Origin of the sequence: Maribacter polysaccharolyticus (assembly GCF_028882255.1) — a bacterium.
In the GTDB taxonomy this organism is placed as follows: domain Bacteria; phylum Bacteroidota; class Bacteroidia; order Flavobacteriales; family Flavobacteriaceae; genus Maribacter_A; species Maribacter_A polysaccharolyticus.
The window spans coordinates 16,685-42,491 of record NZ_JARBUY010000006.1 but is presented as its reverse complement, the minus strand read 5'-3'; the positions used below and the strand labels follow the sequence as shown (position 1 = coordinate 42,491).

The 25,807-nt window shown below is 42.4% G+C and carries 23 protein-coding genes; 4 read left to right on the top strand and 19 right to left on the bottom strand.

Features of this window, described 5'->3' with window-relative positions:
* Positions 1–120: 120 nt before the first annotated feature.
* From PHU20_RS17505 to tamL, 11 genes are all read right to left on the bottom strand, one after another.
* Positions 121–1,092, bottom strand: a complete 972-nt coding sequence (locus tag PHU20_RS17505) for a YpdA family putative bacillithiol disulfide reductase (protein ID WP_274826706.1) — start codon at positions 1,090–1,092, stop codon at positions 121–123.
* Complete coding sequence (gene rpe, locus PHU20_RS17500; protein WP_274826804.1) at positions 1,092–1,751, bottom strand: ribulose-phosphate 3-epimerase; 660 nt, start codon at positions 1,749–1,751, stop codon at positions 1,092–1,094. The genes PHU20_RS17505 and rpe overlap by 1 nt, the downstream gene beginning before the upstream one ends.
* A gap of 139 nt (positions 1,752–1,890) precedes the next feature.
* Positions 1,891–2,343, bottom strand: coding sequence for a tRNA (cytidine(34)-2'-O)-methyltransferase (locus tag PHU20_RS17495; protein ID WP_274826705.1), 453 nt, complete (start codon positions 2,341–2,343; stop codon positions 1,891–1,893).
* Entirely contained in the window at positions 2,344–2,565 is a 222-nt protein-coding gene (locus PHU20_RS17490; RefSeq protein WP_274826704.1) for a VF530 family protein, read from the bottom strand. It abuts the gene before it with no gap.
* 170 nt (positions 2,566–2,735) lie between these two features.
* Positions 2,736–3,446 carry a peroxiredoxin gene (locus PHU20_RS17485; RefSeq protein ID WP_274826703.1) on the bottom strand — a complete coding sequence of 237 codons (711 nt, stop codon included), beginning with the start codon at positions 3,444–3,446 and terminating at the stop codon, positions 2,736–2,738.
* 338 nt (positions 3,447–3,784) lie between these two features.
* Positions 3,785–4,648 (bottom strand): sigma-70 family RNA polymerase sigma factor, encoded by an 864-nt coding sequence (locus PHU20_RS17480; protein WP_013304569.1) that lies wholly within the window; start codon positions 4,646–4,648, stop codon positions 3,785–3,787.
* A gap of 150 nt (positions 4,649–4,798) precedes the next feature.
* Positions 4,799–7,021, bottom strand: coding sequence for a polyribonucleotide nucleotidyltransferase (locus PHU20_RS17475; protein ID WP_274826702.1), 2,223 nt, complete (start codon positions 7,019–7,021; stop codon positions 4,799–4,801).
* Between the two features lie 218 nt (positions 7,022–7,239).
* Entirely contained in the window at positions 7,240–7,509 is a 270-nt protein-coding gene (gene rpsO / locus PHU20_RS17470; protein WP_109652527.1) for a 30S ribosomal protein S15, read from the bottom strand.
* Between the two features lie 90 nt (positions 7,510–7,599).
* Positions 7,600–8,460, bottom strand: coding sequence for an acetyl-CoA carboxylase, carboxyltransferase subunit beta (accD, locus tag PHU20_RS17465; RefSeq protein WP_274826701.1), 861 nt, complete (start codon positions 8,458–8,460; stop codon positions 7,600–7,602).
* Positions 8,461–8,487: 27 nt separating this feature from the next.
* Positions 8,488–9,555, bottom strand: coding sequence for a class II fructose-bisphosphate aldolase (gene fbaA, locus PHU20_RS17460; RefSeq protein ID WP_274826700.1), 1,068 nt, complete (start codon positions 9,553–9,555; stop codon positions 8,488–8,490).
* A 59-nt stretch (positions 9,556–9,614) separates the two neighbouring features.
* Positions 9,615–12,215, bottom strand: a complete 2,601-nt coding sequence (gene tamL, locus PHU20_RS17455) for a translocation and assembly module lipoprotein TamL (RefSeq protein ID WP_274826699.1) — start codon at positions 12,213–12,215, stop codon at positions 9,615–9,617.
* Between the two features lie 24 nt (positions 12,216–12,239).
* Between tamL and PHU20_RS17450 the strand changes: the two genes are divergently transcribed.
* Positions 12,240–12,968, top strand: coding sequence for a TrmH family RNA methyltransferase (locus tag PHU20_RS17450; protein WP_274826698.1), 729 nt, complete (start codon positions 12,240–12,242; stop codon positions 12,966–12,968).
* A gap of 70 nt (positions 12,969–13,038) precedes the next feature.
* On the opposite strand, the gene porT is transcribed toward PHU20_RS17450, so the two are convergent.
* Complete coding sequence (gene porT / locus PHU20_RS17445; protein ID WP_274826697.1) at positions 13,039–13,734, bottom strand: type IX secretion/gliding motility protein PorT/SprT; 696 nt, start codon at positions 13,732–13,734, stop codon at positions 13,039–13,041.
* 3 nt (positions 13,735–13,737) lie between these two features.
* Positions 13,738–14,466 (bottom strand): bifunctional demethylmenaquinone methyltransferase/2-methoxy-6-polyprenyl-1,4-benzoquinol methylase UbiE, encoded by a 729-nt coding sequence (ubiE, locus tag PHU20_RS17440; protein WP_274826696.1) that lies wholly within the window; start codon positions 14,464–14,466, stop codon positions 13,738–13,740.
* A gap of 251 nt (positions 14,467–14,717) precedes the next feature.
* Here ubiE and trkA point away from each other — a divergent pair, with 251 nt between their 5' ends.
* Together trkA and PHU20_RS17430 are read left to right on the top strand one after the other, a co-directional pair.
* Entirely contained in the window at positions 14,718–16,067 is a 1,350-nt protein-coding gene (gene trkA, locus PHU20_RS17435; RefSeq protein ID WP_274826695.1) for a Trk system potassium transporter TrkA, read from the top strand.
* Between the two features lies 1 nt (position 16,068).
* Positions 16,069–17,559 (top strand): TrkH family potassium uptake protein, encoded by a 1,491-nt coding sequence (locus PHU20_RS17430; RefSeq protein ID WP_274826694.1) that lies wholly within the window; start codon positions 16,069–16,071, stop codon positions 17,557–17,559.
* A 49-nt stretch (positions 17,560–17,608) separates the two neighbouring features.
* On the opposite strand, the gene PHU20_RS17425 is transcribed toward PHU20_RS17430, so the two are convergent.
* Together PHU20_RS17425 and PHU20_RS17420 are read right to left on the bottom strand one after the other, a co-directional pair.
* Entirely contained in the window at positions 17,609–18,793 is a 1,185-nt protein-coding gene (locus tag PHU20_RS17425; protein ID WP_274826693.1) for a pyridoxal phosphate-dependent aminotransferase, read from the bottom strand.
* A 13-nt stretch (positions 18,794–18,806) separates the two neighbouring features.
* On the bottom strand, positions 18,807–19,910 hold the full coding sequence (locus tag PHU20_RS17420; protein ID WP_274826692.1) for a fatty acid desaturase family protein: 1,104 nt from the start codon (positions 19,908–19,910) through the stop codon (positions 18,807–18,809).
* A 109-nt stretch (positions 19,911–20,019) separates the two neighbouring features.
* On the opposite strand from PHU20_RS17420, the gene rsmG reads away from it, so the two are divergent.
* A complete protein-coding gene (rsmG, locus tag PHU20_RS17415; protein ID WP_274826691.1) occupies positions 20,020–20,655 on the top strand; it encodes a 16S rRNA (guanine(527)-N(7))-methyltransferase RsmG in 636 nt (211 codons plus the stop codon).
* Between the two features lie 475 nt (positions 20,656–21,130).
* Here rsmG and pruA read toward each other — a convergent pair whose 3' ends face one another.
* The 4 genes from pruA to PHU20_RS17395 all read right to left on the bottom strand — a co-directional run bounded on the left by pruA (position 21,131) and on the right by PHU20_RS17395 (position 25,659).
* Positions 21,131–22,762: an L-glutamate gamma-semialdehyde dehydrogenase gene (gene pruA, locus PHU20_RS17410; RefSeq protein ID WP_274826690.1), complete on the bottom strand. Its 1,632-nt coding sequence runs from the start codon at positions 22,760–22,762 to the stop codon at positions 21,131–21,133.
* Between the two features lie 82 nt (positions 22,763–22,844).
* Positions 22,845–23,237 carry a Co2+/Mg2+ efflux protein ApaG gene (gene apaG / locus PHU20_RS17405; protein WP_274826689.1) on the bottom strand — a complete coding sequence of 131 codons (393 nt, stop codon included), beginning with the start codon at positions 23,235–23,237 and terminating at the stop codon, positions 22,845–22,847.
* A gap of 6 nt (positions 23,238–23,243) precedes the next feature.
* A complete protein-coding gene (locus PHU20_RS17400) occupies positions 23,244–24,392 on the bottom strand; it encodes a DUF3667 domain-containing protein (protein WP_274826688.1) in 1,149 nt (382 codons plus the stop codon).
* A gap of 22 nt (positions 24,393–24,414) precedes the next feature.
* Positions 24,415–25,659, bottom strand: a complete 1,245-nt coding sequence (locus PHU20_RS17395) for a type IX secretion system plug protein (protein WP_274826687.1) — start codon at positions 25,657–25,659, stop codon at positions 24,415–24,417.
* Positions 25,660–25,807: the final 148 nt, after the last annotated feature.

Here is a 25,807-nt window from a genome sequence, read left to right as displayed (position 1 = left end):
TTTGACTTTCAAGGCGGAGCCTTGTAGGGAAAGGCGCTAGCCAATGCCTTAATAAGTCCCGTTTTTTTTGACTTTTTTTAATGCATGACTTTTCGGGCAAAGGTCCTTGGTCAAAAACTTTTACTTTTTCTTATTGGCCAAAATCGATTTGATGATCATGGGCGCATGTACCCGGGAGTTTTCGATAAACCATTTATGGGTTTCCATGCCTCCGCAAATAACGCCGGCAAGATAAAGTCCGTTGACATTGGTCTCCATCGTTTCCTTATTGTATAGGGGTAATTTTTTATCATCATCAGACAGTTGGATCCCCATTTTCTCAAGAAAACTGAAATTGGGCTGGTATCCGATCAAGGCCAAAACAAAATCGTTTTCCAATTCGATAATGCCGTCAGGGGTCTCCACCAATACTTTATCAGGATGTATTTCCCTTACATTCGAATTGAAATAGGCTTTGATGCTTCCTTCTTCGATTCTGTTGATGATATCGGGCCGTACCCAGTATTTGACACGTTGTCCAACTTCCGGCTCCCGAATGACCAAGGTGACTTCCGCACCTTTGCGGTAACATTCCAGGGCTGCATCTATTGCGGAATTACTTGCCCCGATGACCACCAATTTTTGACTGGCGTAGAAATGGGGGTCTTTGTAATAATGTGCCACCTTGTCCAGTTCTTCCCCGGGAACACCCAATAGATTCGGAATGTCATAAAAACCGGTGGCAATTATTACATGGGCTGCCCCATAGTTGTTTTTCTCCGTAACCACTTCAAAACCGTCATTGGTCTTGGTAACATCCTCTACTTTTTCAAACAGGTTGATGTTCAGGTCATTACTGGTAACGATACGGCGATAATACTCCAGGGCTTCATTTCTTTTGGGTTTGGCCTCGCCACTAATGAACGGGATGTTGTCGATTTCCAGCAAATCTGAAGAGGAGAAGAACTGCATGTTAATGGGGTAGTTGAAAAGGGAGTTTACAATGGGTCCCTTTTCTAGAATGACATAACTCAGTTTGTTTTTCTTGGCTTCCAAGGCACACGCAATGCCTATAGGCCCTCCGCCTACGATTACTACATCAAAATGATCCATTAGTTTATAATTTCCTTTAATTCGTGAATGGTTTGGGTTGGATCGTCGCTTTTGAAAACAAAACTACCTGCAACCAGGATGTCCGCACCGGCATTGATCAATGATTTTGCATTTTTAGAGGTAACGCCTCCATCGATTTCAATAAGGGTGTTGGCCCTTTTTCCTAGGATCAAGGCTTTTAACGACCTTATTTTTTCATAGGTATTCTCAATGAAAGACTGTCCGCCGAAACCTGGATTGACACTCATGACACAGACCAGGTCAATGTCTTTGATCGTATCTTCCAATAAACTTATGTTGGTATGAGGATTTATGGCAACCCCTGCCATCATCCCCTCGGCCTTTATGGCTTGCAAGGTGCGATGAAGGTGGTTGCAAGCCTCATAATGCACCGTAAGAACGCTTGCTCCCAATTGGGCGAAAGTTTTAATGTACCTGTCAGGGTCAACGATCATCAAGTGAACATCCAAGGGTTTTGTGGCATGTTTTTGTATGGCTTTCAAAACGGGCATACCATAGGAAATATTGGGGACAAAAACCCCGTCCATAATATCTATATGGTGCCAATCGGCTTCACTATTGTTGACCATTTCAACATCGCGTTGTAAGTTGCCGAAATCGGCAGCGAGGAGCGAGGGGGCTATTTTAATTTCGTTCATCATACTTTTTGCAAGAAGTTTATGCAAAAGTAACAATTTGCCTTGGTTTAGGACAAGAACTGCCCCATCTTAAATAGGGGGATTTACCTAAAGTAGATTTACCATTGATTTGTGTTCGGCAATCCTGAATTGGATTGTTTTATCGGAGTTGTTTTAGCCCTTCGTAGACCGTTATGCTGACGGCATTCGCCAAATTAAGGCTCCTTACATGGGAGCTGTAAATGGGTATTTTGTAAAGTTTGTCGGTGTTTTCCCGGGTGATCCTGTCCGGAAGGCCAACGGATTCCTTTCCGAAAACGAGGAACATGTCATCGGTAAAGTCAATTGACCAATAGTCCTTTTTGCCATGACTGGAAAGGTACACTAGGTTCTTATCTTGATGAATGGAATAGAAATCGGATATACTTTCATAAATGAATAATGAAATATGGGGCCAATAATCAAGCCCCGCCCTTTTTAAACGTTTGTCGTCGATTTCGAAACCAAAAGGTTTCACCAGATGTAGGTTTGAACCGGAAGCTAAAGCGAGCCGTCCGATGTTGCCTGTGTTGTTGGGGATTTCAGGTTCTATGAGTACGATATTCAAGGGCATTTATCTTCGAATTGAATGTAAATAAAATTGTTCTACTTTTTCACGTGCCCAAGGGGTTTTCCGTAAAAACCTAAGTGATGATTTTATGGAAGGATTGTTTTTGAAGCAATTGATATTCACTTGGTTGGCCAACTCTTCCCAGGTGTGGTTTTCCGTAAGATATTCCAAGATATCCACTAGCTTTATACCATGTAAGGGGTTGTTGGGTTGTTCGTTGTTCATAGTGTTAGGGTAATATGGCAAAAATACGTGGTTTGCGGTTCAATAAAAAATTGAAGGAGGGATACCCCAGCCGGAACTGTTGCCAAAATGGAATTTTGGGGTAGTATAAGTAAAAAGGCAAGCACTAAGTGGCTTGCCTTTTCTACTTTTATGAGGATTGTTCTTTGCGGTCAATTTTTTAGTACTTTCTTCAAAATCGTTTCCTTGTCCAACTTTTTGGTGCAAAAGAACCAATCCTTACAGTCGATGTCCCCATCTTCCATTCGGTCTTTGGCCGTTCCGCAAGAACCGGCAGGGCCAATGATCACGTCATCTCCGGGATACCAGTCTGCCGGTGTCGCTATATCGAATTCATCGGCAGCCTGTAGGGCAATGATGACCCTGTAAAGTTCATCGAAATTACGTCCAAGGCTTAATGGGTAATAGATGATGGTCCTTATGATTCCTTTGGGGTCTATGAAGAATACGGCCCGTACGGCTTTTGTGGAATCTTCATTGGGTTGGATCATGCCATATTTTTTAGCTACTTCCATGGTAATGTCTTCGATCAAGGGGAAATTGACCTCGACATTCTTCATGCCTTTGTATTCTATTTTTTCCTTGATGTTCCGTAGCCATGCGATATGGCTGTATAAACCATCGATCGAGAGTCCGACCAGTTTACAATTGGCTTTGTTGAATTTTTCTTCCAAGGTGGCAAAAGTCATGAATTCCGAGGTGCATACCGGGGTAAAGTCTGCGGGGTGGCTAAAAAGGATGACCCAATTGCCTTTGTAATCAGACGGAAAATCAATATTACCTTGTGTAGTTACTGCTTTAAACGCTGGGGCGGCATCACCTATCCTTGGCATGCTGATCACCTGTTCCATTTGTTCTTCCATTGTTTCTATTTTATGGTTTTAACTTAAACTTAAAGATAAGGTCCATTGGAGGTTGCAATAAGCCACAATTGTTACACAAAAGGTGTTTTGTAAATTCTTTAACACCAGGGGTATATGTTGGGGTGGTGTTATGTGTTACCCAATCTTGGGAGGGTCGTCCAAGTTGTTTGGTCGGACTTGGAAAAGGTGTGAAATGAAAAACTCCGGTAATCAGCCGGAGTTTATTCATCAATCAAAAAACGAACAGTCATGATAAACTGTTGTTAACTATAAAAGTACAATATATATGCCAAATTTCCAATTTAAGGGGAATTTAACAGGTCTTATATTGTAACTACCTATCCTAAATAGGTTTTTAGGATTTTACTTCTCGAAGTGTGCTTTAGGCGTCGAATCGCTTTTTCCTTGATTTGGCGAACCCTTTCCCTTGTAAGGTCGAAAGTCTCACCGATTTCTTCCAAGGTCATGGAGTGTTGACCTGCCAATCCAAAGTAAAGACGAATTACATCGGCTTCCCTAGGGGTCAAGGTCTCCAAGGCGCGTTCTATTTCCGTGCGTAAGGATTCGTGCAATAATTCCCTGTCAGGGTTAGGGGATTCACCACTACGAAGTACATCATATAGGTTGGAATCCTCACCTGCGATCAAAGGGGCGTCCATAGATACGTGTCGACCCGAGTTTTTCAAGGATTGTTTAACATCCTCAACGGTCATATCCAATTCCTTGGCAATTTCTTCTGCAGAAGGCATTCTTTCATGCGCTTGCTCCAAAAAAGCAAAGGTTTTGTTTATTTTATTGATCGAACCGATTTTATTCAATGGCAAACGTACAATACGTGATTGTTCTGCCAGTGCTTGTAAAATAGATTGACGAATCCACCAAACGGCATAGGAGATGAATTTAAATCCACGGGTTTCGTCAAAACGTTGTGCCGCTTTGATCAATCCTAAGTTTCCTTCATTGATCAAATCGGGTAGAGTAAGTCCTTGGTTCTGGTACTGCTTGGCGACCGATACCACGAATCGGAGATTGGCCTTTGTGAGTTTTTCAAGAGCGATCTGGTCGCCTGCCTTGATGCGTTGTGCCAATTCTACTTCTTCATCTGCGGTAATCAAATCCACTTTGCCGATTTCTTGCAAGTACTTGTCCAAAGATGCGGTTTCCCTATTGGTAACCTGTTTTGTAATCTTAAGCTGTCTCATCTACTGTTTTTAAGTTCAATTTGCATAGACTGCATATATTTATACGTAAAAAAAACTGAAATGTTACAAAAGGGTGGTAAAAAAATCATTTGACATAAAAGAAGTCCTGACGATGGCGCCAGGACTTCTTTTTTTTAAGCTGTTCGGGTATTAATCCCTTCTGGGTTTACGGTCCCGGTTATCCCTTCCACGACGATCGTCCCTTCCGCGATTACGGTCGTTACTACGTGGTGGTCTTTCAACGAACCCTTCCGGTTTTGGTAAAAGGGCTTTTCGAGAGACTTTATCTTTACGGGTCCTTGGATCGATACCGAAGTATTTCACATCAAAAACATCACCCATGTTGACAACATCACTGACATTTTCAGTACGTTCCCAAGCTAATTCGGATACATGTAAGAGGACTTCGTTTCCTGGAGCGTCCATATATTCAACAACAGCACCAAAATCCAACATCTTGATTACTTTTACTTCATATACACTGCCTACTTCAGGCTTGAACATCAATGAATCTATTTTCGCTAAAACGGCATCAATGCCATTTTGGTTTGTTCCCAATATTTCCACAATACCTTCTTCGGTAACAGGGTCTTCGTTGATTACGATGGTTGTACCTGTTTCTTTCTGAAGTTCTTGAATGACCTTACCTCCGGGTCCGATCAATGCGCCGATAAATTCGTTAGGAATAACACGTGTCACCATTTTTGGTGCATGTGCCTTAACATCCTCATTAGGGGCAGCAATGGCATCGGTAAGGAGGGAAAGAATATGTAAACGACCTGCTTGGGCTTGTTTTAGGGCTTTTACCAGGATTTCATAGGATAATCCCTTTACCTTAATGTCCATTTGGCAAGCTGTAATACCATCTGCAGTACCTGTAACTTTAAAATCCATATCCCCTAAATGATCCTCATCACCCAAGATATCGGATAGCACGGCATAATTTCCGGTTTCACTGTCGGAAATCAATCCCATCGCAATACCGGAAACGGGTTTTTTCATTTGGATACCGGCATCCATTAACGCCATCGTACCGGCACAAACCGTAGCCATGGATGAGGAACCGTTGGATTCCAATACCTCGGAAACGACACGTACGGTATAAGGGCAATCAGTAGGAATCATACCTTTTAAAGCACGTTGTGCTAAATTACCATGACCGACCTCCCTACGTGAGGTACCTCTGATCGGTCTTGCTTCACCGGTTGAGAAAGGAGGGAAATTGTAATGAAGGTAGAAAGTCTCTTCGCCTTCAAAAGATGGCATGTCAATTTGGTTCGCCTCTCTTGAAGTTCCCAAGGTAACCGTAGCCAAAGCTTGGGTTTCACCCCGTGTGAATATTGACGAACCGTGGGTTGAAGGTAGGTAATCCACCTCGCACCAAATAGGTCTTATCTCGTCGGTTTTCCTTCCATCAAGTCGTAATCCTTCTTTAAGTGTAAGGTCCCTAACAGCCGCTTTTTCAGCTTTACTGTAATATTTGGACACGAGTCCGCCGATGTCTTCCAATTCCTCTTCGGAAAAAGAAGCCTTGATTTCTTCTTTTATTGCTGCGAACGCTTCGCTTCTTTCGTGTTTGGATGAACCGGCTTTCGCAATCTCATAGACCTTGTCATAGGCCATGTCATGAATCTTTTTGGCCAATTCCTCGTCTTCACGTTCCGGCTCATATTCACGGACTTCTTTTTTACCGAATGCTTCAGCCAATCGCAATTGTGCGGCACACTGTACCTTGATCGCTTCGTGGGCGAATTTAATGGCCTCGACCATTTCCTCTTCGGAAATCTCACCCATTTCACCTTCGACCATCATGACGGAATCGGCAGATGCACCGATCATCATGTCAATGTCACTTTCTGCTAATTGAGCCCTTGTAGGGTTAATGATGAATTCACCGTTCACACGACCTACCCTGGCTTCTGAAATGGCACATTCGAATGGGAAATCGGATAATTGGATGGCGGCGGATGCTGCCAAACCGGCCATTGCGTCTGGCATGACTTCCTCGTCATGTGACATTAACTGGATCATTACCTGGGTTTCGGAATGATAATCCTTAGGGAATAGTGGGCGCAATACGCGGTCTACCAACCTCATGGTCAATACTTCCCCGTCACTGGGCCTTGCCTCCCGTTTAAAGAAACCGCCTGGATAACGACCGGCGGCGGCAAATTTTTCACGATAATCTACGGTCAAGGGTAGAAAATCAACGTCCGATTGTTTGTAATTGGAAACAACGGTACATAATAACATACATTTTCCTGACTGGACAACAACAGAACCATGGGCCTGTTTTGCCAATTTTCCGGTTTCGATGGAAATTTCCCTGCCGTCACCAAGGTCGATGACCTCTTTAAATACTTTTGGAATCATAAATTCGATTTAAAACCTGAATCGTACAGGTTTATTATACAATGGTCTATCCGCCAATCTTACTGGTCGGATTTTGTTGTGTGTTGTGTGGTGACCAATGAAAAACTGTGTGCAGCTTTTTGTATTCCCCAAAAATTGTTTCGGGGGGTTAAGTGATATAGACTGAAACGTGTCCAGTTTTATATAAAAAAGGGGAAGCCTGGCTTCCCCTTGAAAAATTATTTTCTAATACCTAATTCCTTGATAAGTTCACGATACTTGACGATATCTTTCTTTTTCAAGTAATCCAAAAGACTTCTTCTCTTACCTACCAGTCTTACCAATGAACGTTCGGTGTTATAATCTTTGTGGTTTCTTTTTAGGTGGCCTGTCAAATGGTTGATGCGATGTGTGAACAAAGCAATTTGACCTTCCGTAGAACCGGTGTTCTCCTCTTTACCGCCGTGTTTTTTGAATATCTCGGCTTTAATCTCTTTTGTTAAATACATTCCAATATTATTTTTAAATGATTTTTATGTATCCGATTGATTTTCAATCAGGGCGCAAAGATAATAATATTTTCGGTATTAAAGGGATTTTTATTTACGAACCGGATTGTTCTGGATCAAATCGATATAAAGGTTTATTTTTTTCTTTAAATCCCTTCTATGGGTAATGAAATCCAAAAAGCCGTGCTCTTGTAGAAATTCCGCAGTTTGGAATCCTTCAGGTAAATCTTGGCCGGTAGCTTCCTTGACCACCCGTGGTCCTGCAAAAGCGATCAACGCACCGGGTTCGGAAATGTTGATATCGCCCAGCATTGCATAGGATGCCGTAGTACCCCCTGTGGTCGGGTCGGTACACAACGAGATATAAGGCAATTTTGCCTCGGCCAGTTGAGCCAATTTCACCGAAGTTTTCGCCATCTGCATCAAAGATATGGCAGCTTCCATCATTCGGGCCCCTCCTGACTTGGATATCATGACAAAAGGCACTTTTTTCTTGATGGCATAATCGATCCCCCGTGCTATTTTTTCACCTACGACACTACCCATAGAACCGCCGATAAAGCTGAAATCCATACAAGAGATGACAACATCCTTTCCCAAGGACTTGCCATATCCCGTACGGACTGCATCTTTAAGCCCGGTTTTCTTTTGGGCTGCTTTTAAGCGATCGGTATACTTTGTGGTATCCGTGAATTTTAAAGGGTCTTTTGAATGTAATTTGGCATCCAATTCGGTAAATTCATTGTTGTCGAAAAGGATTTCGAAATATTCCTTGCTACCGATACGGACATGATAATCATCTTCGGGGCTGACATAAAAATTCTTGGCCAGTTCTTCGGATTCAACTATCTTACCTGTTGGGGACTTGTACCACAAGCCCTTTGGGGTGTCCTTTTTCTGATCAGTGGCAGTCTGAATACCCTTTTCCTTCCTTTTGAACCACAACGACATATCTTCCATATTGGGTGAACCTACTTTTTAAAGCGTATTTACATTGTTTAAATCTTCGAATGCTTTTTTCAAACGGGCAACAAAGGTCTTTTCTCCTTCACGTAACCATACCCTTGGGTCATAGTATTTCTTGTTGGGCTCATCAGCACCTTCTGGGTTACCGATCTGTGATTGAAGATAATCTTTTTTATCCTGAATGTAATCCCTTACGCCAGCTAAGAAAGCATATTGTAAATCGGTATCGATATTCATTTTAATGACACCGTAACCAATGGCTTCCCTGATTTCCTCAACGGATGATCCCGATCCACCATGGAATACGAAATCGATATGGTTGTGTTCAACACCGTATTTTTCGGTGATGAATTCCTGGGAATTCTTAAGGATCTTAGGGGTCAATTTAACGTTACCTGGCTTATATACCCCATGTACGTTACCAAAAGCGGCCGCAATGGTAAATCTTGGACTTACTTTGGAAAGTTCTTCATAGGCATAGGCCACTTCCTCTGGTTGGGTGTATAATTTGGAATCGTCAACATCCGAATTGTCAACACCGTCTTCTTCACCTCCGGTGATTCCGAGTTCTATTTCCAAGGTCATTCCCATTTTGCTCATTCTTTCAAGATACCCTTTGCAGATTTCGATGTTTTCTTCAATAGGTTCCTCTGAAAGATCGATCATATGGGAGCTGAACAATGGTTTTCCCGTTTCGGCAAAGTGTTTTTCACTGGCTTCCAACATACCATCGATCCAAGGCAATAATTTTTTTGCACAGTGATCGGTATGAAGAATTACGGTAGCACCATAAGCTTCGGCCAATTGATGTACGTGTTTTGCTCCGGCTACTGCACCGAGAACGGCAGCACGTTGATTTTCGTTGGATAGTCCTTTTCCTGCGTTGAACTGGGCACCACCGTTGGAAAATTGAACGATTACCGGTGCGTTTAAAGCTGCAGCGGTTTCCAACACGCCGTTGATCGTGTCAGAGCCTATAACGTTTACCCCTGGTATGGCAAATCCTTTTTCCTTGGCATAATTAAAAATTTCCTGAACTTGATCTCCGGTGGCTACACCTGGCTTTATGTTATGGGCCATAATTATATTGTATTTAGATTTCTTAAAAAGTGAAGTACAAAAGTAATAAATTATTAGGTCTAAAATGGATAGTTTATCCCTATTTGTAGCACTGAATTGGCAAAATTATAGTCCCTGAACCATCTTTTGGAAATTTCTTCCGCAGGATTGTAGGTTTTAAAGCCCAAATCAACCCTGATCAAGAAATAGGTAAAGTCGTAGCGAATACCGAATCCGGTACCCAAGGCAATGTCTGCCAAGGAGTCAATGCCTTTGAAGACCTTATCGGGGTCGTCCTCGCTGTCGAAGACGTTCCATATATTGCCCACATCGGCAAAAAGAGCCCCTTTAAGATCGCCTACAACAGGAAACCGATATTCCAGATTCAAGGCTATTTTTAAGTTGGCCTCATTGAAATCACTGGTCTCATCTGATTTTCCAGGTCCCAGGGAATATGGGTTCCAGGCCCTATTGTCATTTGATCCCCCGGCAAAATAACTTCGTACAAAAGGGATGTTGTCCGAGTTGCCATAAGGGACGGCTATGCCAAAGAAACTTCTAAAGGCCAAAACCTTGGAGCGCCTTAGGTCCCAGTATTTTATATAGTCGAATTCCGTTTTGAGGTATTGGGAAAAAGGGACGCTGAAAACCAATAAATCACCATCGCTGTCCTCGTTAAAAGGAACAACGTTGGACAAAACCGAAAGAAAATTCCCGGCACTTTCGAGTTTCCAGCGAAAGCTATGGAAACTATTGTCGGTAATCCCGTTTTTGTTATTGGTGTTAAAGGTGTAATTCGTGGCGAAAATAAGATTGTCCTCAGTAAGTCGAATTCTTTTTTCTTCTATGCTTTTCACGTCGTCATAATCATCCTCAGTGGCCACTACTGCCCCGCTCAGAATGGCGTTGGTAAATCCTGTGGTGCCATCGGGGATGGTCAATGACGGGTCGGTTTCATCATCATCAATCTCGTAATAACCGTACAATGCCTCTTCAGACTCATAATCATCGGCTATTTCGTCAAGGGATTCATAGGTGCTTTCGTATACAGAGAAAAACCTTTCGGGGTTTACATTGCGCACGAATTGCACGTTAAGCAGTTCTAACGAATGTTTTTTGAAATCGGTTGGTGACCATTTATATCCTAAAACACTATTAAAGGTCTGTTTGTCCAATCCGATGTTTTTCTGGAGAGTGGTCCCAAGGGAGAGACTGGTCTGTGGTAAGGTGTAATTGGGGATGAGTTTGCCCGTATTTACGAATGGAAACCATATTCTCGGGAAGGTCAAGTTGATATCGGCACCAAACTCGTATAGATTGAAAAACCGATTGTCGGTGGCGGTCACGCTTTCATCGTTGGACGACCCCACATTGAACCTGCCCGTTAAACTTAGGTTTTCGCCCCCTTTAAATAGATTTCTAGCCTGTAAGGACGGACTGAACGCCAAGCCGATCTGTTGAATGTTGGAATGGGATACGTCGGTATCCATTCCCAATTGGTATTTTGGCTTTTCGGTCAAATAAATGTTCGCTGTAAGCCCTGTCTGGGCACTATCGGTCTCAAAGGCAATGGATGGGTATTTGAAAACATTCAGGTTCGTAATCTGTCGATAGGTCCTGGATCTGTTCAATTCCCTGTAAATACTGTCCTTTTCAAAAAATATGGCATCTGCCAGGGTTTTCGGTTTAATTCCCAATTCAACTTTATAGTGGATGGTGTACCCTTCATATTCAACCGAATTGTATTTTTGATCTTCTTCTGCAGGAATAAAATCGGTATAAATGTTTATGTTTTTCATCGTTTCGATCTTGTATTCAGAAGTGGTCATTTCATTGTTGCTTCTGAGTCGTAGATTGTCGATGTTCAGGTCAACACTCATATCCTGGTCGTTTCCTGCTTTGGTAGAGTCACGGGTTATGGCGTAGTTGATCGAGCTCTCCTGAAAATTCCGAATTCCGGAATTCCTGAAAATGGAAGTCAATCGTTGGCGTTCATTCTCAAAATTGACCAAGTCAAATTGTTCCCCCGCTTTTATAAGTGATTCCGTTTTATGCAATTGATAAATGGAATCAACGACTTTCGAAGCGATTTTATTCGATATGGTATCGATCATATAAGGATTTCCCAAAGTGATCCGATAGTCGACTTCACCTCTTTTTGCCCGTTTTAAGGTGTCGATTTTATAGGTGGTGTTGTTGTTGAAGTAGCCCTTACTGCTGTAATAGGCCTTTAGTCTTTCCAGTGATCTTCTGGTGTTCGAAGTGTCGATGATGGTGGGGGGTTCACCGATTTTTTTCAGCCATTCGCTCATTCCTTTTACCCAAAAGGATTCCCCCAGTCTTTCTACCTGCTTTTCCGAGAGTAATTTTACCAGTCGTTCCTTTCTCTTTTCCTTTTTTAATAACCAATTTTGAAAGGAAGAATCGGGATTTTGTTTCGCGAGATTATAAAGGTTCAATCGGAGCGGGTAACCCAACAGGGTGCTGTTTGGGTTTTGGATGATAAGACTGTGGATCTCTTCCGAACTCACGCTCTTGCCATCCGCATGAACACTGTTCCCGGTCAGGAGAAGTTCGTTTTCCCCCACGCGCTTCAAGGTATTGCATGAGGCAAGTGTGACGACAAGAAATAATAAGCTTATTTTAGCGCTGGGGTTTTTAAAACGAAACACTATCCTCATAGGAATCAAAAATACATTATTTCAATGGTTGGAAAAAGCCAAATAAAATTTATAAAAAGCCTGCAACAAAAAAAGTACCGAAATCAACATAGGATGTTTGTGGTCGAAGGTATAAAAACGGTTCAGGAGCTATTGGACTCCAGTTTTGAACCCCATAAGGTATATGCCATTGCCGAAGGAACGATAACTACCGATCAGATCGATATCGAATTGATTTCAGAGCCTGATCTACTTAGGATGAGCAGTCTAAAGAATCCGAATAAGGTACTTGGGGTATTTAAGTTCCCTGAAATAAAAACGATCAAGGACCAAGGGTGGATCCTGGCCTTGGATGATGTTCGTGACCCGGGAAATTTAGGGACCATCATAAGACTTTGTGATTGGTTTGGGATAAAGCAATTGGTCTGCTCGGAAAACACCGTCGACTGCTATAATCCCAAAGTGTTGCAGGCTACCATGGGCTCTATTACCAGGGTGGATATCGTGTACACCGATTTGATCCAATTCATAAAAGCTTCATCATTGCCGGTCTATGGTACTTTTATGGACGGAGCGGACGTACATACCGAAAAAATGCCTGAAAAGGGGATTTTGGTTATGGGGAATGAAGCCAATGGTATTTCGAAGGCAATTGAAAATTTGGTGGATCAAAAAATCAGTATCCCCCAATTTGGCAGTAGGGAAACCGAAAGTCTCAATGTTGCCACGGCCACGGCTATTTTTTTAAACGAAATCCGAAGGGTTGGGAAATGAGCGGATTGGGGTGAAAATGCGCTAAGGTCAACAAGGGGTTCAATAGATCCAGTATAGTCCGATCATCTGATCATTCAAAGGTGAAATTGACAAAAAGGCCACGGGTCCTCATCCCGGCAATATTCCCTGTCCATTGACTGTCAGGGTCATTATCGGGTACCAGTTCGTCGGTAATGGCGAAAACGCCCCGTATGGATGGACTGAACTTAAAGTACTCTAGATAAAAATCGATACCGAATCCCAGTTCGTAATTATAGACGGTTTTTTTCATCCGAAACGTGCCACTTGAATTGTCGTCCAAGCTATCTTCATTGCTTCCCAGATTCAGCGAGGCAGAGGCGCCTCCTATTAAAAAGGGTTTCCAATTGCCCAGTCTTTTCGTATTTACTTTTAAAAGTAAAGGGAAATTGATGTAGGTGGATTTGACTTCCCTAATGGCATCGCTTTCATCTGTGAAACCAGGGAAACCCAAAGTTCGGGTGTTGTACAGAAGTCCGGGCTCAAAACGAACATCCAAAAAATCATTGATGCGCATTTCCCCTATCAGTCCCACATTGAACCCAAAAGATTTGTCTACTAAAATGTGTTTGGCATCTTCCTTATAATCGAATTTGAAATCGTATTGGTTAAAGCCGAGAAAATAGCCCCAATTCAAAAAGGGTTTATCCTCGTTCTCCAAGTTGATTATCGGGTCTTCGTTAAATTGGGCCATTGCCGGTTGACTAAGGGAAGCCATTCCGATCAGGATCAACACAAATTTTTTCATAGTTTATTTTGTGGCTACATAAATAGAGGCAACACCGAAGGTTTGCGGTTTGTTCACTACATCTATAAACCCGATTTTATGCAAAATATTGTTGAACGCCTCCCCATGTGGGAAAACTGATGCGGATTTGCTTAAATACGCATAGGCCGAATCATCTTTGGAGAATAAAGAACCGATTTTGGGCAAGATATACTTTGTGTAAAATCCGTACCCTTGCTTGTAAGGGGTTTTGGTAGGTACCGAGGTTTCCAAAACCACAAAGGTGCCATTGGGTTTCAAGACCCGGTATATTTCTTCGAGCCCTTTTTCCAAGGTCTCGAAATTACGTACCCCGAAAGCGACCGTGATCGCATCAAAGGTGTTGGCCTCGAAAGGGAGGTTTTCACTGTCACCCACGACCATTTCAATGGTTTGGGTCAACTTCTTATCCGATATTTTTTTCTTGCCTATTTCGAGCATTCCCGGGGAAATATCCAATCCGATGATTTTACTTGCACCTGTCTCTGTAAGGTTAATGGCCAAGTCACCTGTTCCCGTGGCGATATCCAAAATGATTTCCGGATGCTTGTTTTTCAGGATGGCGACTACTTTCTTACGCCATTTAATGTCGATACCAAAGGATATGAGGCGGTTTAAGCCATCGTAATTCCCTGAAATTTTATCGAACATTTGGGTTACCTGTTCTTTTTTTCCTAGCGCTGAGTCTTTGTATGGAGTTACTTTATCGGTCATTGAGAAAATTTCGGCAAAGATACGAATTGACGGTTAGCATGGCTTTTATTTTGTAAGGAAAGCATCCAATAGGCCATACAATTGCCGATATACGCTAGGGAAGAACGTAAAAAAACGTAATTTTGTCCCGCATATTATGCATATATTTATTTAATTAGCTGTATTAAAGGTGTGTACTACTTCTTGAATATGTATATATTGAAAGGCAATTGAGATACTGTAATCTTGGATGCAAAATCTAATCTAATTCAATGAAAATTATTATTGCCGGTGCTGGTGAAGTTGGTTTTCACTTAGCAAAATTACTCTCTTACGAATCTCAGAATATTACCCTGATCGATACGGAGAAAGAGAGTCTTATGTATGCCGATAACCATTTGGATATAAAGGTGTTAAGAGGTGATGCGACCTCGATATCATTATTGCAGGAGGCTCAAGTGCATCAATCGGAATTGGTCATCGGGGTTACTTCTTCGGAGACGACCAATATTACCTTTTGTATGCTGGCCAAACAATTGGGGTGTAAACGGACCATAGCAAGGATTTCCAATACGGAATTCATCCACAATAAGGATCTTATCCGTTTTTCCGAATTGGGGATCGACGAATTGATATCCCCCGAACAGTTGGCGGCATCAGAGATCCAATTATTGTTGAATAAATCCGCTTTTAACGATACCTATGAGTTTGAAGGGGGTGAGTTGATCATGATCGGGGTCTCACTGCAGAAAAAAGCACCTTTTGTCGGTAAAATGGTGAAAGAGGCCGCCTTGATATTTCCTGAACTTCATTTTATGCCATTGGCACTGCAGCGATTGGGGACACAGTATACGGTAATCCCCCGAGGGGATACCGTTTTTAAGGAAGGCGATCAAGTCTATTTTATTACTACCCCCGAGGGTGTTGATGAATTGTACAAATTGACCAATAAGAAGAAAGAGGAAATCAGGAATGTCATGATCTTGGGGGGAAGTAAGGTCGGTTTTAAAACGGCACGTGAACTCTGTGACAAGAAATTCAATGTGAAGCTTATCGAAAAGAACAAGGAAAAAGCCTTTGATCTGGCCGATGAACTGCCCAATGCCTTGGTGATAAACGGGGATGGCCGAAATGTTGAATTGTTGGAAGAGGAAAGTTTGGATTCCATGGATGCCTTTGTTGCCGTAACCGGTAATTCCGAAACCAATATCATGTCTTGCCTAGTGGCAAAATCAAAGAACATTAAGAAGACCATTGCCCTTGTTGAGAATATGGATTATTTTCAACTTTCGCACTCCATAGGGATCGATACCTTGATCAATAAAAAGCTATTGGCCGCGAACAATATTTTTAGGTATATCCGTAAAGGGGAGGTGGTGGCCTTAATGAGGCTTAACAACATCAATTCTGAAATTCTGGAGTTTGAGGTTAAGCCATCTTCAAAGGTCGCCGGTAAGGTTATCCGGGAAATCGATTTTCCCCGTAAGGCGACCATCGGCGGTATAGTGCGGGACGGTAAGGGGATTATAGCCCTTGGCGGACTTAGGATACAGGCGGGGGATAGGGTAGTGGTATGCAGTCTGCCCGAGGCCATTCCTAAAATTGAACGTTTATTCCACTAGTATGTCTTTAAATTCTAGAATCATATTCCATTTAATGGGGCTTCTCTTGCTCTTTAATGGCCTGTTCATGCTTTTTGCCACCATAATGAGTGGGGTCTATAAGGATGGGGCTACCATGGATATTGCCTTGGCATCCATTGTCACCATGTTCGTTGGGATCACGGCCATGTATTTTACCAGAAACCATAAAAAAGAGGTAAAACGGAAAGAGGGGTACATCATCGTGACTTTCGGTTGGATCGTAATGTCCCTTTCCGGAATGTTGCCTTATCTTTTTTCTGGGACCATACCCGATGTCACCAATGCATTTTTTGAGACGATATCGGGGTATACCACAACAGGGGCTACGATATTGGACGATATTGAGGTCATGCCCGAAGGTATTCTTTTATGGAGAAGCTTTACCCATTGGATCGGCGGAATGGGGATCATTGTTTTGGCCATAGCCATACTTCCACTTTTGGGTATTGGGGGTATGCAATTGTTCGCAGCTGAAGCCCCGGGCCCTAGTGCCGATAAATTGCATCCCAGGATTACCGATACGGCAAAAAGATTGTGGTTTATTTATTTTGGTTATACGATTGCGGAAACCATTTTGTTGAAGTTGGCGGGGATGTCGTTTTTCGATGCCTTGAACCACTCTTTGGCAACCTTGTCCACGGGTGGTTTTTCTACCAAAAATGCAAGTTTGGCGCATTGGAACAATGAACCATTGATACAATATATCGTCATATTTTTCATGTTTTTGGCCGGTAGCAATTTTGTACTGAGTTATTTTGCTTTTAAGGGTAAAGTGCAGCGGATCATCAAAGACGAGGAATTTAAGTTCTACACGGGCTTTATCGTGATGTTCTCGATTATAGTGGCCTTGGTGGTCTATTTTAAAGCGAATGTGCCCGTATCCGAATATCACCCCATGCCGTATGGTGAAGCGGAAAGTGCTTTTAGGCATTCACTTTTTCAAGTGGTATCGGTGATTACGACCACCGGATTCGTAACCGCGGATTTTACCCAATGGACCCCTTTTGTGAAGGTTTTCTTTTTTGGTTTGTTTTTCCTTGGGGGTTCTGCAGGGTCAACGGCAGGGGGTATTAAGGTCATGCGCCATCTTCTTATTATAAAAAATGGATTGTTGGAGTTTAAGCGGACCTTGCATTCCAATGCGGTGATTCCGGTACGATATAACAATAAGATGGTAAGGGAACATATCGTCTATAACGTAATAGCCTTTTTCGTACTCTATATGTTGTTGTTCATAATCGGTTCTTTGGGACTGAGTTTCCTAGGATTGGATTTTGAATCTTCGGTAGGGGGTGCGGCTTCCTCGTTGGGTAATGTAGGGCCGGCTTTGGGTCTCCTCGATCCCCTGAGTAATTTTAATGCATTACCGATGTTGGGAAAATGGTGGTGTGGTTTTCTGATGCTCTTGGGTAGATTGGAATTGTTTACCGTGCTGATTATATTGACCCCTTATTTTTGGAAGGATGTATAATAAAAAAACCCGCTATTGCGGGTTTTTCTTATTTCGGTTGTATTCTATTTTATAAAACGGCCTTGATTCTCGAAATGGCTTCCTTCAGTTCATCTTCCGAAGCGGCATAGGATATTCTTATGCAGTTCGGGTTTCCGAAGGCTGCCCCGGTTACCGTAGCGACGTTTGCATGTTCCAATAAATACAGGGCAAAGTCGGAAGCATCATTGATTTTAGTGCCATTCAAGGTTTTTCCGAAGAAACTGGAAATGTCGGGGAATACGTAAAATGCCCCTTCAGGTATGTTGAGGTTGAAACCTTCTATTTCCCCTAAAAGGCCAAGAACCAAATCCCTTCTTTTGTGGAATTCATCGATCATGAACTGTATCTTGCTGACCGGTGCTTCCAAGGCTGTAATCGTGGCCCTTTGCGCGATGGCATTGGCGCCACTGGTGTTTTGTCCCTGGAATTTGGTACAGGCTTTGGCCACCCATTCCGGGCCGCCGATATACCCGATACGCCATCCGGTCATTGCAAAGGCTTTGGATACCCCGTTGACCGTTATGGTGCGATCGTACATTCCTTCTATTCCGGCAATACTTACGTGTCCTCCCCTAAAGTTGATATGTTCGTAAATCTCATCGGAAACGACAAAAATATTCGGATGTTTTTTCAAGACTTCTGCCAGTCCTTTCAATTCTTCCTCACTATACACCGAGCCACTTGGGTTACATGGAGAGCTGAACCACATCATTTTGGTTTTTGGTGTAATGGCAGCTTCGAGCTGGGCAGGGGTCATTTTAAAATCGGTATCTATGCTAGTAGGGACTTCTACAGGTACACCTCCGGCAAGTTTGACGATATCGCTATAACTGACCCAATAAGGGGCCGGTAAGATAACCTCGTCCCCATCGTTGAGCATGACCATGGCGATATTCGCCAAGGACTGTTTGGCCCCGGTGGAAACCACGATCTGGTTTAATCCATATTCAAGACCGTTGTCCCTTTTGAATTTGTTGGAAATGGCTTGTTTTAAATCGGCGTAACCGTCTACTGGGGAATAGCTGCTATAATTCTCGTCAATGGCCTTTTTGGCGGCATCCTTGATGAAATCGGGTATGTTGAAATCGGGCTCCCCCAAACTCAACCCAATGATATCTTTGCCTTGGCCCCTTAATTCCCTGGCTTTTGCAGCCATGGCCAATGTGGCCGAAGTGGCCATATTGTTAATTCTGTCGGATAAATGGTTGTTCATGTAATGAATAAATTTACTGTATTTGCAAATTGGGGTTCCTACCCAATTCCCTTAGATGTTTGAAGTGCGAAATTATAGCTTTTCTGGTAGTTTTATATTCATTGTATGGCAAATTGAACTCATTGGCCGTTTGTTTAACAATTTTTGAAATATTTGTGTAATGTATATGACTGATGTTCGGAAAAATATGGTGCTCTACTTGATGGTTGAGTCCGCCGGTAAACCAGTTTACGATACGGTTTTTCGTACCGAAATTCACGGTGGTGAACAATTGGTGTATGGCCCAGGTATTTTTCATTGTGCCATCTTCATTGGGTAAGGGGGTTTCTGCCTCATCCACGACATGTGCCAACTGGAAAACCACACTAAGGATGACACCGGCCACATAGTGCATGATAAAGAAGCCAAGTAATATTTTCCACCAAGCAATATCCATTAGAAGCATGGGTAGTACGATCCAAATGGCCACATAGATTACTTTAGTGATGACCAAGGTACTCCAATTGATTACCGGATTAGGTAGTTTTCCAAAGGATAGCTTTCTCTTCATATAACGGTACATCTGCTGAAAATCCGTGGTTATGGCCCAATTGAAGGTCAATAGGCCATATAGGAAGATAGAGTAAAAATGTTGGAACCTATGGTATTTGCGCCATTCGGCATGTTTTGAAAACCGTAGGATGCGCCCCGCTTCCAAATCTTCATCATGTTCGTGTATATTGGTATAGGTATGGTGCAACACATTGTGCTGTACTTGCCAATTATAGACATTTCCGGCAAGGATATAAATACTTCCTCCCATGATCTTATTGATCCATTTTTTCGATGAATAGGAGCCGTGGTTTCCATCGTGCATCACATTCATGCCAACTCCGGCCATTCCTATACCCATAAGAATGGTCAATAATAGGTTTGCCCAATTGGGAAGGCCAAGGGTCAATATTAAGAAGTAAGGGGTGAGGAACAAGGCGAACATGATGAAAGTCTTAAAATGCAAACGCCAATCGCCGGTTTTTTTCTTGTGGTTTTCTTTAAAATATTCGTTTACTCTTTTGTTGAGGGTTTTAAAAAATTGGGCGGAATCCTTTCTTGAGAATCGCACTGTTTTTGTATCCATATTTTTATAGGCTTTTCATAAATTTTAGGCAATGAAAATAGGTAAATTATTTTCATTTCCTTAATTGGAAATGCTTTAAGTACTATTTTTGCCGCTCACAAAGATAAGGATGAAAGCTGAGATAGTATTTAAATATTTTCCCAATTTATCTGATACCCAACAACATCAGTTCGTGGCATTGGAGGAGTTGTACAAAGATTGGAACCTTAAGATCAATGTAGTTTCCCGAAAGGATATCGAGGAATTGTACCTGCGCCATGTGCTGCATTCCTTGGGTATTGCCAAAGTTCAAACCTTTAGGCCAGGGAGTTTGATTTTGGATGTTGGTACGGGTGGCGGATTTCCCGGAATACCCTTGGCCATTCTTTTTCCCGAATCCCGTTTTACTTTAGTGGATTCGATTGGAAAGAAAATAAAAGTGGTTGAAGAGGTCGTTGAGGGGCTGCAACTACAGAATGTGACCCCGGTCAATTGTCGGGTCGAGGAATTGGATTCGCAATTCGATTTTATTGTCAGTAGGGCCGTAGCAGCCATGCCGACCTTTGTACATTGGGTAAAAGGCCGTATTAAAAAAGAAAGTGTCCACGAGGAGCGAAACGGTATTCTTTACCTTAAAGGAGGGGATCTGTCAGAGGAACTGAAGGACTATAGGAATGCCCGGATTTTTGAATTGTCCGACTATTTTACCGAGGATTTTTATGCTACCAAAAAAGTCGTATACCTCCCTATGAAATTCAAAGGCTGATCGTTAAATTTTAAACATCGAATCGAAAGAATATCGGCAATTTTCCGCATATTTTTTAATATACCTCTGCACTCTGTTTAAATAAGAGAACATGCTGGTATCAGAGGTGTTCGTGTGCTTGTTTTCCCTGTTCATAGTTTCTTTTTTAAGATTAATGTTTGAGTATGGTGAAATTAGTTTACATTAAATTAACGTTAAATTTACAAATAAATTACCTTTTGTCCAAATAATGTGATTCTAAAGTGTTTTGGGTTAGGGGGTTATGTGCGGTTTTCAGGGGTGTGGCACAGGGGTTGTGCTAATGGGATTTCTGTCTGTTCAACAAGGGTGAAATCAAATGCCGGGTATAGATCGGAAAACTAGTCCCTAGCCCATATCCGTCTTCGGGATAGTGTCAAAAAGCTCTGAATTGGAATAAAAAAATCCCCCTACGCTTTAGGGAGTAGGGGGGTGAATTGTGATATGTAGTCTCTTTTTATTGTCCTAAAAACGGATACCGGTAATCTTCGGGGGTTACGAATGTTTCCTTGATCAATCTTGGAGACACCCATCGAAGCAGGTTCTGTGCCGATCCTGCCTTGTCGTTGGTTCCCGATGCCCGTGCACCGCCAAAAGGTTGTTGGCCTACTACCGCACCGGTAGGTTTGTCGTTGATGTAGAAATTACCGGCGCAATTTTGCAATGCTTTGGTAGCTTCATCAATGGCGTAACGATCTTTAGACAATACGGCACCGGTCAAGGCGTACTCAGAGGTGCTGTCTATCAGTTGAAGTGTGGCTTTCCAATCCTTGTCGTCATAGACATAAACGGTGACGACCGGACCGAACAATTCGGTTTCCATGGTAGTGTAATGGGGGTCCGTAGTCAATATTACCGTAGGTTCGATAAAGTATCCTTTGGATTTGTCATAATTGCCGCCCACGACAATTTCCGCTTCACTATCTTCCTTGGCTTGATCGATATACTTGGCCAATTTATCAAAGGACCCTTCATGGATGACGGCAGTGATGAAATTGGTCATATCTTCGGGAGAACCGGGTTTATTGAACGATGCGACGTCTTCCTTGACCAATTCCAGGATTTCTTTGGAAGTTGATTTGGGAAGATATACCCTAGAGGCGGCACTACATTTTTGACCTTGGAATTCAAAAGCACCTCGGGTTATGGCAGTGGCCACTTGTTGCGGTTTTGCGGTGGGGTGTGCCAAGATAAAATCCTTGCCCCCCGTCTCGCCTACGATTCTTGGATAGGTTTTATAGGTATGGATATTGTTTCCGATCTGTTTCCATAGTTCTTTGAATACAAAGGTGGAACCTGTGAAATGCAATCCGGCAAAATCGGGACTGTCGATTACTGTTTTGGAGATCATGACCGGGTCACCGTAAACGACATTGATCACCCCATCCGGAAGGCCGGCTTCTTTGAATACATCTACAATCACCTTTGCGGAAAATATTTGGCTATCGCTGGGTTTCCAAACAACGACATTCCCCATCATGGCCGCACTGGCCGGCAAATTACCTGCAATAGCGGTAAAGTTGAAGGGGGTAATGGCATATACGAACCCTTCGAGGGGCCGATATTCTACCCGGTTCCAAATGCCTTCGGCAGAATCGGGTTGTTCTTCATAGATCTGCGACATGTATTGCACGTTGAACCTAAGGAAGTCGATAAGTTCACAGGCGGCATCGATCTCTGCCTGGTGTATGGTCTTGGATTGGGCAATCATGGTAGCGGCATTGATTTTGGCCCTATAGGGGCCGGCGATCAATTCGGCGGCTTTTAAGAAAATGGCTGCTCTTTGCTCCCAAGTAAGATCTGCCCAAGCGCTACGGGAAGCCAAAGCATTGGCAATGGCTTGGGTAATGTGTTCTTTGTCGGCGATATGGTATTGCCCTACAATATGCTTGTGGTCATGTGGAGGGGAAATGGGTCGTGTATTCCCTGTTTTTATCTCCTGGTTGCCGATATAAAACGGGATATCCTCATTCCCGTTATAAAATGCTTTGTATTGTGCCAATACTTCCTTTCTTTCCGGGCTACCGGGAGAATAACCCTTAATCGGCTCGTTGATGGCCGTTGGTACCTGAAAAAAACCTTTACCCATAGTTGTATTTTTTAGATGTGAAACAGTCCAAAGGTACTTAATTGGCTATGGATAAAAAACTAAATATATGGTAAAAGGGGAATCAATTCAAAGCAAAAGGAGCGCTGAATTTGAATGTAGGGATATAGACCCTGAATTCTTCGGAAGAATCGATATTGATCATGTTGTAATGCCCTTTCATTGCGCCAATGGTCGAGGCCAAAAGGCATCCGGAATTGTAGGTGTGTGATTCTCCGGGCAAAATTATCGGTTTCTCGCCAATAACGCCTTCACCGTCCAAAAATTCAATCTCGTTCAATGAATCGTATATCTGCCAGTGACGGGAAGTAAGTTGCACCGAATCCTTGCTTAGGTTTTCGATCGTGATGGTATAGCCAAATGCAAAGTGCATTTTGTAGTTTTTGAAGAAAGTCCCTTCAAACCTGGTGTTCACTGATATTTTTATCCCTTTAGTAACTTGTGTTATCGTCTTCATGCCAATCTAATATGTTATTAAGCTCCCCGTGAACAGCAGGATACCCGAAATTCCTGCTAAAATAAAAAAAATAGTGTTTAAAAACAGATATTTAACTATTGTTTTAAGAGTTCCTTGTCCGTAGAAAATCCGCATGGCCCGAAACAGATATATGGAAAAAATCGAAATAAAGATCCAACCACTGTCGACTTTGAATACGGAGTCTACCAAAAAACTAATAATGAGCAAGATAAATAACAACGATTGATTATGGAAACTAAAGATAAGATGATCGGTATAAGTGTATTTTTTTCTGATGTATGCCAGCCAAATGAAGATGGCAAAGAGGGGTAGAAAGAAAAAAGTGGCAAAAGGAAGTTTTGATATAAGATCGTTTAGGAAGCTTCCCGGTTGTTTTGAAAATTTATTTACACTCCTGGCGGAATTAAAAACAATCTTGTTCTCATTGGTGTCTTCAATGCTGTATTTGTCGAGTAGTGTACCATATGATTTTAAGCCCTGCTTGTTGATCAGAAGACTGATGACCTTGTACTTGCCTGAAATACGCGCGCCGAATGTGCTGTCGGCAAAGGCATTGAAACTTTCGGTCGGGTGACTGAGTGTGATCGAATCCTTGGTTTTTATTTGGTTCGATATCTTTTGGATTTCTTCCGACAGTTTTAGGGAATCGATTACATTGGATAATTCTTTTTGTTCTTCGTGGTCCCCGAGATCCAAATTCAAAGTCCCATTGTCGCCAAAAAAGGAGGAAAAGGAGGGAGTGTCCTTGTCTTGGACAATTTCGTCCAATTTTGAAAAATCGCTATTAAAGCTAATGGCCAAGAAATAGATGATCGCCAAACTCAGTAAAAACCGGAATGGATTGGTGTAAGAAACCCTTTTGCCGTTTACGTAATCCTTGGTGATCTTTCCCGGTCGCCATAACAAGGCCGATAAGGTTTTTAGGAGTTTTGAGTCGTATGAAATGATATTGGCAAAGAATTCATCGAAAAAATCCCTCAGCGTCAATTTTTTCGTGCTGTTCGCCTGGGAACAGTTTGGGCAAAACTTATCGCTGAGGTCTAGCTGACGTCCACAGTTCCTGCAGCTTGTTCCCCTATATTTAAGTTGGTCCCTTTTCTTTGAAAAGGAAATCAGTTTGTTGGCCATATTCATCACTCAATAGGATAAATATACATCAATTGCTGATATTTTTCGAGTTAGCGGACCCAACCCCGATAATACTGTCATAGAGGTCCCCGAAATTGCGGTAGTAAACCAAAATCAAATAGGTGTTTTCGGTTACATGGAAATTTCCCGATATGGTATTCATGTCAACATCCCCGTTTTCCCGTTCAATGACATATTTGTAGTTGTAAAACCCTTGTTTCATGGTTAAGACTGCCTCCATTAAACCGTTTTTTTTGTTGTAGGTCATTTTATTTTCGGGTGTCCGGGCGTAATTGTTGAACTTTCCAATGATGTAAACCTGGTCTAGACCTATTGGGGCCTCATAGGGGATGCTGAAATGTACTTGGGTATATTCGGCCTCCCTTGATGAATCATCGCCCTGTAGGGCCCGTACCAGATAGTCGCCATTGATGTCCGGGTAATAGGTATATTGCTTGCCGGCCCTGAACGCATCCCTGAAGAGATAATGTTGGTAGGGGTCCGCAATCTCTATATGGGATATTTCGGAACTCGTGGCCCTGAGGTCTTTGGTGTCAAAATTCAGAAATTCATTGCCGCCATAAAAACTGGTTTCCTGGTCGTACTTGTAAACAAGTTCGGTGCCCATTGTGAATTGTGGGGCAATATGGTATAAGGCCGTTGGCCAGTAATAGTTTTGGAGAATGGCCACCTTGACCTCTTTTTTGGGGTTTATCCATTTGAAACTGCCGGCATCGATACTGAATTGGACCACTTGTTTCTCGTTTAGGAATTCAAAATCCCTTGAACGTTTGACTTCCCCGTTAACTTGGACCAAGTCTTTGTATATCACGAATCTTCTTGAAAATTGCAATTCATTGCTGCTGTTGTAAATTTCCAAAAGATAATTACCGCTGACCTTAAAGCCTACATAGTCGTTGGGGAGCGTTAATTTATAATTGGAATAGGGTTGAAGGGTCGTGTAGCTATTTTCATAATCCATGATCCGCTGGTTGTCTATGCCTTTAAGGTACTGTGATTTCAGTAACCTGGAGGGTGTCCAGTCATAATCGCAATGGATTATTTTGTAATAGTAATCCTGTTCACTGGCCAAAAGATCATCGAACTCCAAATAGATGGATTCCCCGATTTGGACAACCGGAAATTGGTCGCCATTTTCCCCTTTAAAAACAATGGATTTGATATTTTCTGGGGGGTGCACTTCTTCTTGTACTTGGGCGAATAAAAAGGGGGTAAACAATAAAAGTAACGTTTGTTTAATGAAATGTTGCATTAATCCATGTATTTATACGTAAAGGTAAACAAAAACAGTTCCTAGGAAATTAACATCGATGAATTGCCTAAATTTATAGGAGATAATTATGATTACGTTTCATTAAATACTATTTTTGCCCGAAATTTTGTTAACCTAAGGTCTACAA

Coding starts and splice junctions, on each gene's coding strand:
- PHU20_RS17480 (WP_013304569.1), bottom strand. CDS start 4,648: ATGAGACAGCTTAAGATTACAAAACAGGTTACCAATAGGGAAACCGCA.
- PHU20_RS17505 (WP_274826706.1), bottom strand. CDS start 1,092: ATGGATCATTTTGATGTAGTAATCGTAGGCGGAGGGCCTATAGGCATT.
- accD (WP_274826701.1), bottom strand. CDS start 8,460: ATGTCGTTGTGGTTCAAAAGGAAGGAAAAGGGTATTCAGACTGCCACT.
- porT (WP_274826697.1), bottom strand. CDS start 13,734: ATGAAAAAATTTGTGTTGATCCTGATCGGAATGGCTTCCCTTAGTCAA.
- trkA (WP_274826695.1), top strand. CDS start 14,718: ATGAAAATTATTATTGCCGGTGCTGGTGAAGTTGGTTTTCACTTAGCA.
- rpsO (WP_109652527.1), bottom strand. CDS start 7,509: ATGTATTTAACAAAAGAGATTAAAGCCGAGATATTCAAAAAACACGGC.
- rpe (WP_274826804.1), bottom strand. CDS start 1,751: ATGAACGAAATTAAAATAGCCCCCTCGCTCCTCGCTGCCGATTTCGGC.
- ubiE (WP_274826696.1), bottom strand. CDS start 14,466: ATGACCGATAAAGTAACTCCATACAAAGACTCAGCGCTAGGAAAAAAA.
- rsmG (WP_274826691.1), top strand. CDS start 20,020: ATGAAAGCTGAGATAGTATTTAAATATTTTCCCAATTTATCTGATACC.
- PHU20_RS17490 (WP_274826704.1), bottom strand. CDS start 2,565: ATGAACAACGAACAACCCAACAACCCCTTACATGGTATAAAGCTAGTG.
- PHU20_RS17485 (WP_274826703.1), bottom strand. CDS start 3,446: ATGGAAGAACAAATGGAACAGGTGATCAGCATGCCAAGGATAGGTGAT.
- apaG (WP_274826689.1), bottom strand. CDS start 23,237: ATGAAGACGATAACACAAGTTACTAAAGGGATAAAAATATCAGTGAAC.
- PHU20_RS17400 (WP_274826688.1), bottom strand. CDS start 24,392: ATGAATATGGCCAACAAACTGATTTCCTTTTCAAAGAAAAGGGACCAA.
- fbaA (WP_274826700.1), bottom strand. CDS start 9,555: ATGGCCCATAACATAAAGCCAGGTGTAGCCACCGGAGATCAAGTTCAG.
- pruA (WP_274826690.1), bottom strand. CDS start 22,762: ATGGGTAAAGGTTTTTTTCAGGTACCAACGGCCATCAACGAGCCGATT.
- PHU20_RS17495 (WP_274826705.1), bottom strand. CDS start 2,343: ATGCCCTTGAATATCGTACTCATAGAACCTGAAATCCCCAACAACACA.
- PHU20_RS17425 (WP_274826693.1), bottom strand. CDS start 18,793: ATGAACAACCATTTATCCGACAGAATTAACAATATGGCCACTTCGGCC.
- PHU20_RS17475 (WP_274826702.1), bottom strand. CDS start 7,021: ATGATTCCAAAAGTATTTAAAGAGGTCATCGACCTTGGTGACGGCAGG.
- PHU20_RS17420 (WP_274826692.1), bottom strand. CDS start 19,910: ATGGATACAAAAACAGTGCGATTCTCAAGAAAGGATTCCGCCCAATTT.
- PHU20_RS17395 (WP_274826687.1), bottom strand. CDS start 25,659: ATGCAACATTTCATTAAACAAACGTTACTTTTATTGTTTACCCCCTTT.
- tamL (WP_274826699.1), bottom strand. CDS start 12,215: ATGAGGATAGTGTTTCGTTTTAAAAACCCCAGCGCTAAAATAAGCTTA.
- PHU20_RS17430 (WP_274826694.1), top strand. CDS start 16,069: ATGTCTTTAAATTCTAGAATCATATTCCATTTAATGGGGCTTCTCTTG.
- PHU20_RS17450 (WP_274826698.1), top strand. CDS start 12,240: ATGGTTGGAAAAAGCCAAATAAAATTTATAAAAAGCCTGCAACAAAAA.